Source organism: Nocardioides sp. REDSEA-S30_B4, from assembly GCF_001627265.1.
In the GTDB taxonomy this organism is placed as follows: Bacteria; Actinomycetota; Actinomycetes; order Propionibacteriales; family Nocardioidaceae; genus Nocardioides.
This window is the reverse complement of record NZ_LUPI01000032.1, coordinates 16,112-29,274: the sequence shown is the minus strand read 5'-3', so window position 1 is coordinate 29,274 and position 13,163 is coordinate 16,112. Positions and strand designations below refer to the sequence as shown.

Here is a 13,163-nt window from a genome sequence, read left to right as displayed (position 1 = left end):
AGGGACGGGGGAGTGCTCACTCCCCGTCCTCGCGCATCCGGTCGCGGGCGGCGCGGCGGCGCCGGCAGTACTCCACGCCGAAGAGCCCGAGCGCGAAGCCGGTCAGGCACATCCACAGCCACCAGGTGCGGCCGTTCTCCTCCAGCGAGCCGTAGAACGGGAGCAGCGCCAAGAAGCCGAGCAGGAACATCCCCGAGCCCACCGACACGGTCCGCACCCCGTCGACGTCGAGCGGGTCGACGTCGGCGACCAGGAAGGTCCGGTTGCCGATCTCGTGCTGGGTCGGCTGCTCGTCGCGCAGGTCCACGACCGCGACTGTAGCCGTCGTCACGGCCCGTCTCGACGCCCGCCGGGAGGGTCTGGTTGGGTGTGCCTCCGTGAGCACCCCCGGGACCACCAGCAGCCCCCACGCCCCCAGCGCCCTCGACCGATACTTCGAGATCACCGCCCGCGGCTCGACCGTGGCCCGTGAGGTCCGCGGCGGGGTCGTCACGTTCCTGACGATGGCCTACATCATCGTGCTGAACCCCCTGATCCTCGGGCTGGTCCCGGACTCCACCGGGGCCTACCTCGGCGGGGGCTCCGAGCCGAACCTGCCGGCCGTCGCGGCCGGCACCGCCCTGGTGGCGGGCGTCCTGACGATCCTGATGGGCTCGGTCGCCAAGTTCCCGCTGGCCCTGGCCGCCGGGCTCGGCCTCAACGCCTTCGTGGCGTTCTCGATCGCCACGGTCTCCACCTGGGAGGCGGCGATGGGCCTGGTGGTGCTCGAGGGCGTGGTGATCCTCGTCCTGGTGCTCACCGGCTTCCGCAGCGCGGTCTTCCACGCCGTCCCCAACCAGCTCAAGGTCGCGATCTCGGTCGGCATCGGCCTCTTCATCGCGCTGATCGGGTTCGTCGACGCGGGCTTCGTCCGTCCCGGTGCCGGTACGCCGGTGCAGCTGGGCGCCACCGGGCAGCTGTCGGGGTGGCCGGTCCTGGTGTTCAGCCTCGGCCTGCTGCTTCTCATCGCCCTGTGGGTGCGCCGGGTCAAGGGCGCGATCCTGCTGGCCATCGCGGTGACCACCCTGGGCGCCTTCCTGCTCGAGGCGGCCCTGGACCTCGGCGCCCGTGACGTGGAGAGCAACCCCGGCGGATGGGGCCTGACCGTCCCGACCTTCGACGGCATCGTGGACGTGCCCGACTTCGGCACGTTGTTCCGGGTCGACCTGTTCGGGGCCTTCTCCGCCGGGGCCGTCGGGGTGATCGGTGCGATCCTGCTCGTCTTCTCGCTCATGCTCGCCGACTTCTTCGACACCATGGGCACGATGACCGCCATCGGTGCGGAGGCCGGCCTCAACGACGCCGAGGGGGTCCCGCCGCACACCGAGCGGATCCTGGTCGTCGACTCCGTCGCCGCGATCGCCGGTGGCCTGGGCGGGGTGTCGTCCAACACCTCCTACATCGAGTCGGCCTCGGGCGTCGGCGAGGGTGCGCGCACCGGTCTGGCCTCGGTGGTCACCGGTCTGCTGTTCCTGCTCTCGACCTTCTTCGCGCCGATCGTGAGCGCGATCCCGTCCGAGGCGGCCGTCCCGGCGCTGGTCCTCGTGGGCTTCCTGATGATGCAGCAGGTCACCGGAGTCGACTGGGCCGACCTCGAGATCGCGATCCCCGCGTTCCTCACGATCGTGCTGATGCCGTTCACCTACTCGATCACCGTCGGCATCGGCGCCGGGTTCGTCTCCTACGTGCTGATCAAGCTGGTCCTGGGCAAGGCCCGCGCGCTCCACCCGCTGCTGCTCGTGGTGGCCGCGCTGTTCGTCGTCTACTTCGCCATCGACCCGATCACCGCCTGGCTCACCTGAGACCCGGCCCCCGGTCGACCGGGGGCCGGGAATGGTTGACCCCGACACGTTGTTGACCGGTCGACACCCTTCCCGCCCAGTCCCGGAGGCGACGACCTGAGCCCCACGTTCCGCGCCCTGTCCAACGCCAACTACCGGCGCTACGCCGCCGGTGCCCTGGTGTCCAACGTCGGCACCTGGATGCAGCGGGTGGCCCAGGACTGGCTGGTGCTGGTGCTCACCGGCTCGGGCGCGGCCCTCGGCGTGGTCACGGGGCTGCAGTTCCTCCCGTTCCTGCTGCTCTCCCCGCTGGCGGGCGTGGTCGCGGACCGCGTCCCCAAGCGCTGGCTGCTGCAGGTCACCAACGTCGCCATGGCCGTCCCCGCCGTCGTGCTGGGGCTCCTCGCGGTCACCGGCCAGGTGCAGATCTGGCACGTCTACGTGCTCGCGTTGGTGCTCGGCGTGGCCTCCGCCTTCGACGCCCCGGCCCGCCAGTCCTTCGTCTCCGAGATCGTCGGACCCGACGACCTGACCAACGCCGTCGGGCTCAACTCCGCCAGCTTCAACACCGCGCGCATCATCGGCCCGGCGTTGGCCGGCCTCCTGATCGCCGCGTTCGGCGCCGGAGCCGTCGGCACCGGCTGGGTCATCCTCCTCAACGGCCTCTCGTACGCCGCTCCCGTGCTCACCCTGCGCGCACTGGACGGGGCGGCCCTGCGCACCCCCGACCGGGTGCCGCGGCGACCCGGCCAGGTCCGCGAGGGCGTCGCCTACGTCAGGGGTCGGCCCGACCTGCTGCTGATCCTCGGCATCGTGTTCTTCGCCGGCACCTTCGGGCTGAACTTCCAGATGACCAGCGCGCTGATGGCCACCGAGGTGTTCGGGCGCGGCCCGACCGAGTACGGCCTGCTCGGCACGTTCCTGGCGGTCGGCTCGCTGGCCGGGTCGCTGATGGCCGCCCGGCGCCCGCACGTGCGGCACCGGCTGGTCGTGGGGGCGGCGGTGGCGTTCGGGGCGCTGGAGATGGTGGCCGGGCTCGCTCCGTCGTACCTAACCTTCGCGCTGCTGTGCCCGCTGCTCGGCCTGGCCGCGCTGACGATGATCACCAGTGCCAACGCCCACCTGCAACTGCACACCGACCCGGTGATGCGTGGTCGCGTGATGGCGCTGTACATGATGATCTTCATCGGCGGGACCCCGCTCGGCGCGCCCTTCATCGGCTGGGTGGGGGAGACCTGGGGAGCCCGCTGGACCCTGCTGGTCGGAGGGGCCGCTACGGTGGTCGGGACGCTGCTGTCCGCGGCCCTGTTCCTGGGCCTTCGTCGGGTTTTGACCGCCCTGCGGGCGCCGGGTAGCCTCATTCCTCGTGTCTGGGACGACCAGGCCGTTGCGCGTGCGCGGAAGTAGCTGCCGGAAACAGGCCCGGCATCGGCCGCCACGCACTGTCCACCGCCTCCCCGGGATCGGGGCGGCACCGTGCTGAGGGCGACACGCCCGACCTCGGGGGCGAGCAACGCGGGTTGAGCAGCACCACCCGGCACGCACGGCGGAGCACGTCCGGCCGCCGTCACACCCTGCGGAGCAGATCGCTGCGCAGTGAGAAGAGGAAAAGAAGGGGAACCACCAGGTGCCCACCATCAACCAGCTGGTCCGCAAGGGCCGCCAGGACAAGGTGTCGAAGAACAAGACGCCTGCCCTGAAGGGATCTCCGCAGCGCCGCGGCGTCTGCACCCGCGTCTACACCACCACGCCCAAGAAGCCGAACTCCGCCCTGCGCAAGGTCGCCCGTGTGCGCCTGTCCAGCGGCGTCGAGGTCACCGCTTACATCCCCGGCGTGGGCCACAACCTCCAGGAGCACTCGATCGTGCTCGTGCGCGGCGGCCGTGTGAAGGACCTCCCCGGCGTCCGCTACAAGATCATCCGCGGCACCCTCGACACCCAGGGTGTCAAGAACCGCAAGCAGGCTCGCAGCCGCTACGGCGCGAAGAAGGAGAAGAGCTGACATGCCGCGCAAGGGCCCCGCTCCGAAGCGGCCGATCGACGTCGACCCGGTCTACGGGTCGCAGCTGGTCACCCAGCTCGTCTCCAAGGTGCTGCAGGACGGCAAGAAGCAGGTCGCGCAGCGCATCGTCTACAGCGCCCTCGAGGGCTGCCGCGAGAAGACCGGCACCGACCCGGTCGTGACGCTCAAGCGCGCGCTGGACAACGTCAAGCCGGCCATCGAGGTCAAGTCCCGCCGCGTCGGCGGTGCGACCTACCAGGTCCCGATCGAGGTCAAGGGCACGCGCGGCACCACGCTCGCGCTGCGCTGGCTCGTCGGCTACGCCCAGGACCGTCGCGAGAAGACGATGTCCGAGCGCCTGATGAACGAGATCCTCGACGCCTCCAACGGCCTCGGTGCCGCGGTGAAGAAGCGCGAGGACACCCACAAGATGGCCGAGTCCAACAAGGCCTTCGCCCACTACCGCTGGTGACCTCGGGCGGGGTGGCCGCCGACCGGCGCGCCGCCCCGCTCACACCCCGCACCCCCTCGACCTAAGGAACGCGACTAAACGTGGCTGTCGACATCACCACCGACCTCAAGCAGGTCCGCAACATCGGCATCATGGCGCACATCGACGCCGGCAAGACGACCACCACCGAGCGCATCCTGTTCTACACCGGTATCTCCTACAAGATCGGTGAGGTCCACGACGGCGCTGCCACGATGGACTGGATGGAGCAGGAGCAGGAGCGTGGCATCACGATCACCTCTGCTGCGACCACCTGCTGGTGGAAGAAGCACCAGATCAACATCATCGACACCCCCGGTCACGTCGACTTCACCGTCGAGGTCGAGCGCTCGCTGCGCGTCCTCGACGGCGCCGTCGCCGTGTTCGACGGCGTGGCCGGCGTGGAGCCGCAGTCGCAGACCGTGTGGCGCCAGGCCAACAAGTACGCCGTCCCGCGGATGTGCTTCGTCAACAAGCTCGACCGCACCGGCGCGGACTTCTACCGCGTGGTCGACTCGATCGTGAACAAGCTCAACTCGACCCCGCTGGTCCTCCAGCTGCCGATCGGCGCCGAGGGCGACTTCATCGGTGTCGTGGACCTCGTCGAGATGAACGCCAAGGTCTGGCGCGGCGAGACCGCCCAGGGCGAGGACTACGTCGTCGAGGAGATCCCGGCCGACATGGCCGACAAGGTCGAGGAGTACCGCGAGAAGCTGCTCGAGACCCTCTCCGAGGCCGATGACGAGGTCATGGAGAAGTATCTCGAGGGCGAGGAGTTCACCGTCGAGGAGCTCAAGGCCGCGATCCGTCGCGCGACCCTGGCCGACAAGCTGAACCCGATCCTCACCGGCACCGCGTTCAAGAACAAGGGCGTCCAGCCCCTGCTCGACGCGATCGTCGACTACCTGCCCTCCCCGATCGACGTCGAGGGCATCACCGGCCACAAGCCGAACGTCGAGGAGATCCCGGAGAACGAGATCACCCGCAAGCCCTCGACCGAGGAGCCGCTGGCCGCGCTGGCGTTCAAGATCGCTTCCGACCCGCACCTGGGCAAGCTGACCTTCGTCCGCGTCTACTCCGGCATCATGGAGGCCGGCGGCACCGTGCTGAACTCCAGCAACGGCCGCAAGGAGCGGATCGGCAAGGTCTACCAGATGCACGCCAACAAGCGTGAGGAGATCGCCTCGGTCGGCGCCGGTCAGATCGTCGCCGTCATGGGTCTGAAGGACACCAAGACCGGTCACACGCTCTCGGACTCCTCCAACCCGGTGGTCCTGGAGTCGATGACCTTCCCGGCCCCGGTGATCGAGGTCGCCATCGAGCCGAAGACCAAGTCGGACCAGGAGAAGCTGGGTGTCGCCATCCAGCGCCTGGCCGAGGAGGACCCGACCTTCGTCGTCAAGACCGACGAGGAGACCGGCCAGACCATCATCGCCGGCATGGGCGAGCTGCACCTGGAGATCCTGGTCGACCGCATGAAGCGGGAGTTCAAGGTCGAGGCCACCGTCGGCAAGCCGCAGGTCGCCTACCGCGAGACCATCCGTCGCGAGGTCAAGGGTCACTCCTACACCCACAAGAAGCAGACCGGTGGTTCGGGTCAGTTCGCCAAGGTCGTCATGTCGATCGAGCCGAACATCGACCCCGAGACCGGTACCGGCGCCGGCTACGAGTTCGTCAACGCCGTCACCGGTGGTCGCGTCCCGAAGGAGTACATCCCCTCGGTCGACCAGGGTGCACAGGACGCGCTGCAGTTCGGCGTGCTCGCCGGCTACCCGATGGTGGACGTCAAGGTCACCCTCGAGGACGGCGCCTACCACGACGTGGACTCCTCGGAGCTCGCGTTCAAGATCGCCGGCAACCAGGCCTTCAAGGAGGCCGCCCGCATGGCCAAGCCCGTGCTGCTGGAGCCGATGTTCGCCGTCGAGGTGACCACCCCGGAGTCGTTCCTGGGTACCGTCATCGGCGACATCAACTCCCGCCGCGGTCAGGTCCGGGCGCAGGAGGAGTCCCACGGCGACCTCGTCGTGTCCGCCCTCGTGCCGCTGTCGGAGATGTTCGGGTACGTCGGTGACCTGCGGTCGAAGACCTCGGGCCAGGCGTCGTACTCGATGGAGTTCGACTCGTACGCCGAGGTTCCTTCGAACATCGCCGACGAGATCGTCAAGAAGGCACGGGGCGAGTAGTCCCAGCCCTCGGCACCACGTAGTTCAACCACGAGTCAAGTAACAACCACACCAGGAGGAGCCCCCAGTGGCTAAGGCGAAGTTCGAGCGGAACAAGCCGCACGTCAACATCGGCACCATCGGTCACATCGACCACGGCAAGACCACGCTGACCGCGGCGATCTCGAAGGTGCTGCACGACAAGCACCCGGACCTCAACGAGGAGTCGCCCTTCGACTCCATCGACAAGGCCCCCGAGGAGCGCCAGCGCGGCATCACCATCTCGATCGCCCACATCGAGTACCAGACCGAGGCGCGTCACTACGCCCACGTCGACTGCCCCGGTCACGCCGACTACATCAAGAACATGATCACCGGCGCGGCCCAGATGGACGGCGCGATCCTCGTGGTCGCCGCCACCGACGGCCCGATGCCGCAGACCCGTGAGCACGTGCTGCTCGCCCGCCAGGTCGGCGTGCCCGCCCTGGTCGTCGCCCTGAACAAGTGCGACATGGTCGACGACGAGGAGCTCATCGAGCTCGTCGAGATGGAGGTGCGCGAGCTCCTCTCGGAGTACGAGTTCCCCGGCGACGACGTCCCCGTCGTGCGCGTGGCGGCCTTCCCGGCCCTCAACGGCGACCAGAAGTGGGCCGACTCGATCGGCGAGCTCATGGACGCGGTGGACTCCTACATCCCGCAGCCCGAGCGCGACACCGACAAGCCGTTCCTCATGCCCGTCGAGGACGTCTTCACGATCACCGGTCGTGGCACCGTCGTCACCGGTCGTATCGAGCGCGGCATCGTCAAGGTGGGTGAGGAGATCGAGATCCTCGGTATCCGCGACACCTCCGCCAAGACCACCGTCACCGGTGTCGAGATGTTCCGCAAGCTGCTCGACGAGGGCCAGGCCGGTGAGAACGTCGGTCTGCTGCTCCGCGGCACCAAGCGCGAGGACGTCGAGCGCGGCATGGTCCTGGCCAAGCCGGGCACCACGACCCCGCACACCAACTTCGAGGCCTCGGTCTACATCCTCTCGAAGGACGAGGGCGGCCGTCACACGCCGTTCTTCAACAACTACCGCCCGCAGTTCTACTTCCGCACCACGGACGTGACCGGCGTCGTGACCCTCCCCGAGGGCACCGAGATGGTCATGCCGGGTGACAACACGGAGATGGCGGTCGAGCTGATCCAGCCGATCGCCATGGACGAGGGCCTGCGGTTCGCGATCCGCGAGGGTGGCCGCACCGTCGGCGCCGGCCGCGTCACCAAGATCACGAAGTGATCCCCGCCGGTCGTTGACCGGCACCACCCGCACCACCACCTCGGCCCCGGACCTGTCGCAGGTCCGGGGCCGAGGTGCGTGCTGACCCACCCCGAACAGGAGCACCGTGAACCACCAGGTCCCGCCTGCGCGGCCGCACCAGAAGCTGACCGAGGACGGTCGCCGGATGCGTGAGGTGCTCAGCTACTCCCGCCGGGGGAGCAGGTTCACCCCCAGCCAGCAGCAGGCGTGGGACGCACACGCGGAGCACTGGGTGATCCCCGACGAGGAGGTCGACCAGCCCGGGTTCGACCTCACCGAGGCGTTCGGCCGCACCGCCCCGCTGGTCGTGGAGATCGGCTGCGGCGTCGGCGAGGCGACCGGCATCCTGGCCGCGGCCCGCCCGGAGTGCAACGTGCTGGCCCTGGAGGTCTGGCGTCCCGGTGTCGCCGCCTCGCTCGCCGAGGTCGCGGCCGCCGGGGCGGACAACGTCCGGTTCTGCTCCGTCGACGCCGTCTGGTCGCTGGAGCACCTGGTGGCTCCGGCGGGCTTGGAGGAGCTGTGGACGTTCTTCCCCGACCCGTGGCCGAAGGCGCGCCACCACAAGCGTCGCCTGGTCCAGCCGGAGTTCGCGGCTCTGGTCGCCTCCCGGCTGCGCCCGGGCGGGGTGTGGCGCCTGGCGACCGACTGGGCGCCGTACGCCGAGCACATGCTCGAGACCCTCGACGCCGAGCCAGGCCTCGAGGGCGGCCGTGTCGAGCGGTGGTCGGACCGCCCGGTGACGAAGTTCGAGCGCAAGGGGCTCGCGGTGGGCCGCGAGATCACCGACCTGCTCTACCGCCGCGTCTGAGCGGCCGGCGTCAGTCGTCGTCGGACGCTTCGGGTCGAGGCCGCTCGAGGTCGTCGATGTTCGCCATCAGCGACTCCAGCAGCGCCAGCTCCTCGTCGACGTAGGGGTCCTCGAGGCCGAGCTCGTCGAGGTCCTCCTTCAGCGCCTGCTGCACGTCGAGCGCCATGTCGATGCGTCCGAGGTTGCGCAGCGCCCAGCCGACCATCCAGCGGGCCACCCTGGTCCGCTCGTCCTCGCCGATGCGGGCCCGCGCGGTCATGGCCGCGTCGAAGGCGGCCAGGGCCGCCCTCCAGTCACCCCGCTCGACGTGGGCCATACCGAGGTTGTTGAGCAGCGAGGCGTCCCAGTCGCGCGCCCGGGTGTCGTGGCACTCGCGCGCCCGGGCGAGAGCACGCTGCGTCGCCGGCACCTGCTCCTCCAGCGGCGCGACCAGCGCGACCATGTGCATCGCGTCGATCTCCAGGGCCTCCAGCCCCGCGCCCCGTGCGAGCGCGACCGCCTCGGCGAAGGCGGGCCGTGACGCCTCCGGCTCACCGGCCGAGCGGAGCAACCGGCCGCGTTCGAGGAGCCGTCGCACGCCGACCTCCGGTAACGGCTCGCCGAGGCCGTCGAGCACGGCGTGCGCCTCGTCGTAGCGCTGCTGCAGCCCCAGCGCCCGAGCGACCTGGCTCAGGAGCACCTCGCGCGCGGGGGAGAGGGCCTGCGCGGCGGCCTCACGGAACCGTGCCTCGGACGCGACCGGGTCGTCGAAGTCCCACAGGTCGTGGGCGGGGTCCGGGGCGTGCATCCGACCAGGCTAGGCCCGCGGACCGACAGGGACGGGGAGCCGACCTGTCAACGCGAGGCCCCGGGCACGTGGGAGGGGAGGGTGCACACCTCGTCGAGACCGGTGACGCGGTTGAGCCGGCCGAAGGCGATCCACGAGCCCAGACACATGGACAGCTCCACCAGCTCCCGGTCGGAGTACGCCGCCTTGAACCGGGCCCAGAACTCCTCGTCGAGACGGTGGTGCTCGGTGGCGAACCGCTCGGCGTACTCCGCGGCCAGGGCGACCCGGGGCTCCAGCGTGGAGCTGGACCGCCAGGCACTCACCTCGTCGAAGAACCCGCTGTCGACCTTCTCGCCGTCGCGCTCGGTGCGGTGGTCCAGGCAGAACAGGCAGCCGTTGACCCGGGCGATGGTCAGGCGGGCGGCCTCGAACTCGCGCAGCGCCAGGGTGGAGTGCGCGTAGACGGCTGCGGAGAAGGCGGCAGCGGCCGGCCCGATCCCCGGGACCAGCTCGCCCCACACGTAGGTCAGGGGGTCCTTGCCGGCAGGCACGTCGATGATCATGGAGACTCCTGGGGGAGGGGCGGAGCACCGCGTGGGACCGCTGCGGACCCGGGTGCGGTCTCGAATTTGTTCGAGGCGGGGGTGTCTGCCAAGATAGTCCGGTTGCTCCGGCGGGTCGCCGGGGTGTGCCACACCTTGACTTCTGAATCGTGTCTCCCGCACCAACTGGTGTAGATGCTCTCAGTCGTCGCGCGTGCGGCCACCATCCCTCGCAGAGATGCGTGGAACTCGCAGCGATGTGAGCCGAGACCCGATCAGCCCGATGAACCATCGGGTGCCACCACAAGCACACAGCAGCAGGATCCCGGTCCTGAGGCGTGCGCGGACGTCTGTTCAAGATGTACGACACGCCCGACCGCGGGGGTCGGCCGCAGTGGGGGTGGAGCCAGGGCGGGACCGACTCAAGCCCGAGGACGTCCCGGGACACGCACGCGGCAGGACTGACGAAGAAGGACGAGAGAGACCTATGGCGGGACAGAAGATCCGCATCAGGCTCAAGGCCTATGACCACGAGGTGATCGACACCTCGGCGCGCAAGATCGTGGACACCGTCACCCGCACGGGTGCCAAGGTCGCCGGCCCGGTGCCGCTGCCGACCGAGAAGAACGTGTACTGCGTCATCCGCTCGCCCCACAAGTACAAGGACTCCCGCGAGCACTTCGAGATGCGCACCCACAAGCGCCTCATCGACATCATCGACCCCACGCCGAAGACCGTCGACTCGCTCATGCGCCTGGACCTCCCGGCGGGCGTCGACATCGAGATCAAGCTCTGAGGTCAGACGACATGACTTTCGAACGCAACGTGAAGGGCCTGCTGGGCACCAAGCTCGGCATGACCCAGCTCTGGGACGAGAACAACAAGGTCGTCCCCGTGACCGTCGTCGCCGCGGCGACCAACGTGGTCACCCAGGTCCGCACCCCCGAGGTCGACGGCTACAACGCCGTCCAGATCGGTTTCGGCGAGATCGAGGGCCGCAAGGTCACCAAGCCGTCCGCCGGGCACTTCGCCAAGGCCGGCACGACCCCGCGCCGCCACGTGGTCGAGATCCGCACCGCCTCCGCCGGTGAGTACACCGTCGGCCAGGAGCTGGCCGTCGACACCTTCGCCGCCGGCGAGGAGATCGACGTCACCGGCACCAGCAAGGGCAAGGGCTTCGCCGGCACGATGAAGCGTCACGGCTTCGCCGGTGTCTCCGCCTCGCACGGTGCGCACCGCAACCACCGCAAGCCCGGTTCCATCGGCGCCTGCGCGACCCCCGGTCGCGTGTTCAAGGGCGTCCGGATGGCCGGCCGCATGGGTAACGACACCGTCACCACCCAGAACATCACCGTGCACGCGGTCGACGCCGAGAAGGGCCTGATCCTGCTCAAGGGTGCCGTCCCCGGCCCCAAGGGCGGTCTCGTGGTCCTCCGCTCCGCCGCCAAGAGCTCCGTCACTACTTCTGGCAAGGAGGCCTGAGCATGTCGGTCAAGACCGTCAAGGTCGACCTGCCCGCCGAGATCTTCGACGTCGCGGTCAACGTGCCGCTGATCCACCAGGTCGTCGTCGCGCAGCAGGCCGCCGCCCGCCAGGGCACGCACGCCACCAAGACCCGCGGCGACGTCCGCGGTGGTGGCAAGAAGCCCTACAAGCAGAAGGGCACCGGTCGCGCCCGCCAGGGCTCGACCCGCGCCCCGCAGTTCGCCGGTGGTGGCACCGTGCACGGCCCGCAGCCGCGCAGCTACGACCAGCGGACCCCCAAGAAGATGAAGGCCGCCGCCCTGCGCGGTGCGCTCTCCGACCGCGCCCAGCACGGCCGCATCCACGTCGTGGAGGCGCTCGTCGAGGGTGACAAGCCCTCCACCAAGGCGGGCCTCGCCGCCCTGGCCGGGCTGAGCGAGCGCGCGAAGTTCCTCGTGGTCCTCGAGCGCACCGACTCCGTCACCTGGCTCTCGCTGCGCAACGCGCCCGAGGTGCACATCGTGGCCGTCGACCAGATCAACACCTACGACGTGCTCGCCTCCGACGACGTGGTCTTCACCAAGGGCGCGTACGACGCGTTCGTGGGCGCCGGCACGACCGAGAAGGAGGCCAGCAAGTGAGCACCCTGCACAAGGACCACCGCGACGTCCTGATCGCGCCGGTCGTGTCCGAGAAGAGCTACGGCCTGCTCGACGCGAACAAGTACACCTTCATCGTGCGGCCCGACGCCAACAAGACCGAGATCAAGATCGCGGTCGAGAAGATCTTCAACGTCAAGGTCACCTCGGTGAACACCCTGAACCGCAACGGCAAGGCCCGTCGCACCCGCTACGGCATGGGCAAGCGCAAGGACACCAAGCGCGCGATCGTCAGCCTGGCCGAGGGTCACCGCATCGACATCTTCGGCCAGGTCGGCTGACCGGGCGAGGACTGAGGAAACAGACAATGGCTATCCGCAAGTACAAGCCGACCACCCCGGGCCGTCGTGGCTCGTCGGTCGCCGACTTCGTCGAGATCACCCGGACCACGCCGGAGAAGTCCCTGACGGTGCCGCTGCCCAAGAAGGGCGGCCGCAACAACCAGGGCCGGATCACCACCCGCCACCAGGGCGGTGGCCACAAGCGTGCCTACCGGATCATCGACTTCCGCCGCTACGACAAGGACGGCGTGCCGGCCAAGGTCGCTCACATCGAGTACGACCCCAACCGCACCGCCCGCATCGCGCTGCTGCACTACGCCGACGGCGAGAAGCGCTACATCATCGCGCCGAAGGACCTGGCCCAGGGCACCCGCGTGGAGTCCGGCGTCGGTGCCGACATCAAGCCCGGCAACAACCTGCCGCTGCGCAACATCCCCGTCGGTACCACCATCCACTGCGTGGAGCTGCGGCCCGGCGGCGGCGCGAAGATCGCCCGCTCGGCCGGCAACAGCGCCCAGCTGGTCGCCCGCGAGGGCTCCCGCGCGACGCTGCGCATGCCCTCGGGCGAGATGCGCTTCGTCGACGTGCGCTGCCGCGCCACCGTCGGCGAGGTCGGCAACGCCGAGCAGTCCAACATCAACTGGGGCAAGGCCGGCCGCATGCGCTGGAAGGGCAAGCGCCCGACCGTCCGCGGTGTCGTCATGAACCCGGTGGACCACCCGCACGGTGGTGGTGAGGGCAAGACCTCCGGTGGTCGCCACCCGGTCTCCCCCTGGGGCAAGCCCGAGGGCCGCACGCGCAAGCGCAAGGCCTCCGACGCCCAGATCATCCGTCGCCGCAAGACCGGTAAGGGTAGGAAGTAA

The 13,163-nt window shown here is 69.4% G+C and carries 15 protein-coding genes; 12 read left to right on the top strand and 3 right to left on the bottom strand.

What is annotated here, in order from left to right:
- Positions 1-16: 16 nt before the first annotated feature.
- Positions 17-307 carry a DUF2530 domain-containing protein gene (locus A6R01_RS08540; RefSeq protein WP_292605030.1) on the bottom strand — a complete coding sequence of 97 codons (291 nt, stop codon included), beginning with the start codon at positions 305-307 and terminating at the stop codon, positions 17-19.
- 70 nt (positions 308-377) lie between these two features.
- Here A6R01_RS08540 and A6R01_RS08535 point away from each other — a divergent pair, with 70 nt between their 5' ends.
- From A6R01_RS08535 to trmB, 7 genes are all read left to right on the top strand, one after another.
- Complete coding sequence (locus tag A6R01_RS08535; protein ID WP_292605029.1) at positions 378-1,841, top strand: NCS2 family permease; 1,464 nt, start codon at positions 378-380, stop codon at positions 1,839-1,841.
- A 96-nt stretch (positions 1,842-1,937) separates the two neighbouring features.
- Complete coding sequence (locus A6R01_RS08530; protein WP_292605033.1) at positions 1,938-3,227, top strand: MFS transporter; 1,290 nt, start codon at positions 1,938-1,940, stop codon at positions 3,225-3,227.
- Positions 3,228-3,447: 220 nt separating this feature from the next.
- Positions 3,448-3,822 (top strand): 30S ribosomal protein S12, encoded by a 375-nt coding sequence (rpsL, locus tag A6R01_RS08525; RefSeq protein ID WP_028636428.1) that lies wholly within the window; start codon positions 3,448-3,450, stop codon positions 3,820-3,822.
- 1 nt (position 3,823) lies between these two features.
- Positions 3,824-4,294, top strand: coding sequence for a 30S ribosomal protein S7 (gene rpsG / locus A6R01_RS08520; protein WP_292605028.1), 471 nt, complete (start codon positions 3,824-3,826; stop codon positions 4,292-4,294).
- Positions 4,295-4,374: 80 nt separating this feature from the next.
- Positions 4,375-6,495, top strand: coding sequence for an elongation factor G (gene fusA, locus A6R01_RS08515; protein WP_292605027.1), 2,121 nt, complete (start codon positions 4,375-4,377; stop codon positions 6,493-6,495).
- A gap of 67 nt (positions 6,496-6,562) precedes the next feature.
- Positions 6,563-7,756 (top strand): elongation factor Tu, encoded by a 1,194-nt coding sequence (gene tuf, locus A6R01_RS08510; RefSeq protein ID WP_292605026.1) that lies wholly within the window; start codon positions 6,563-6,565, stop codon positions 7,754-7,756.
- Between the two features lie 106 nt (positions 7,757-7,862).
- Positions 7,863-8,585, top strand: coding sequence for a tRNA (guanosine(46)-N7)-methyltransferase TrmB (trmB, locus tag A6R01_RS08505; protein WP_292605025.1), 723 nt, complete (start codon positions 7,863-7,865; stop codon positions 8,583-8,585).
- Positions 8,586-8,595: 10 nt separating this feature from the next.
- On the opposite strand, the gene A6R01_RS08500 is transcribed toward trmB, so the two are convergent.
- Positions 8,596-9,372: a tetratricopeptide repeat protein gene (locus A6R01_RS08500; RefSeq protein WP_292605024.1), complete on the bottom strand. Its 777-nt coding sequence runs from the start codon at positions 9,370-9,372 to the stop codon at positions 8,596-8,598.
- Positions 9,373-9,419: 47 nt separating this feature from the next.
- Positions 9,420-9,917 (bottom strand): carboxymuconolactone decarboxylase family protein, encoded by a 498-nt coding sequence (locus tag A6R01_RS08495; RefSeq protein WP_292605023.1) that lies wholly within the window; start codon positions 9,915-9,917, stop codon positions 9,420-9,422.
- A 466-nt stretch (positions 9,918-10,383) separates the two neighbouring features.
- Here A6R01_RS08495 and rpsJ point away from each other — a divergent pair, with 466 nt between their 5' ends.
- From rpsJ to rplB, 5 genes are read left to right on the top strand one after another with little or no spacing between them, the layout of a single operon-like run.
- Positions 10,384-10,692, top strand: coding sequence for a 30S ribosomal protein S10 (gene rpsJ / locus A6R01_RS08490; protein ID WP_008360994.1), 309 nt, complete (start codon positions 10,384-10,386; stop codon positions 10,690-10,692).
- A gap of 11 nt (positions 10,693-10,703) precedes the next feature.
- Positions 10,704-11,378 (top strand): 50S ribosomal protein L3, encoded by a 675-nt coding sequence (rplC, locus tag A6R01_RS08485; RefSeq protein WP_292605022.1) that lies wholly within the window; start codon positions 10,704-10,706, stop codon positions 11,376-11,378.
- A 2-nt stretch (positions 11,379-11,380) separates the two neighbouring features.
- A complete protein-coding gene (gene rplD / locus A6R01_RS08480; protein ID WP_292605021.1) occupies positions 11,381-12,001 on the top strand; it encodes a 50S ribosomal protein L4 in 621 nt (206 codons plus the stop codon).
- A complete protein-coding gene (gene rplW / locus A6R01_RS08475; RefSeq protein ID WP_292605020.1) occupies positions 11,998-12,300 on the top strand; it encodes a 50S ribosomal protein L23 in 303 nt (100 codons plus the stop codon). The genes rplD and rplW overlap by 4 nt, the downstream gene beginning before the upstream one ends.
- A gap of 26 nt (positions 12,301-12,326) precedes the next feature.
- A complete protein-coding gene (gene rplB / locus A6R01_RS08470; RefSeq protein ID WP_292605019.1) occupies positions 12,327-13,163 on the top strand; it encodes a 50S ribosomal protein L2 in 837 nt (278 codons plus the stop codon).

Excerpts from the sequence above, each read along its gene's own strand:
- rplB (WP_292605019.1), top strand. The coding sequence starts at position 12,327 with ATGGCTATCCGCAAGTACAAGCCGACCACCCCGGGCCGTCGTGGCTCG.
- A6R01_RS08495 (WP_292605023.1), bottom strand. The coding sequence starts at position 9,917 with ATGATCATCGACGTGCCTGCCGGCAAGGACCCCCTGACCTACGTGTGG.
- A6R01_RS08500 (WP_292605024.1), bottom strand. The coding sequence starts at position 9,372 with ATGCACGCCCCGGACCCCGCCCACGACCTGTGGGACTTCGACGACCCG.
- rplC (WP_292605022.1), top strand. The coding sequence starts at position 10,704 with ATGACTTTCGAACGCAACGTGAAGGGCCTGCTGGGCACCAAGCTCGGC.
- rplD (WP_292605021.1), top strand. The coding sequence starts at position 11,381 with ATGTCGGTCAAGACCGTCAAGGTCGACCTGCCCGCCGAGATCTTCGAC.
- rpsJ (WP_008360994.1), top strand. The coding sequence starts at position 10,384 with ATGGCGGGACAGAAGATCCGCATCAGGCTCAAGGCCTATGACCACGAG.
- rpsG (WP_292605028.1), top strand. The coding sequence starts at position 3,824 with ATGCCGCGCAAGGGCCCCGCTCCGAAGCGGCCGATCGACGTCGACCCG.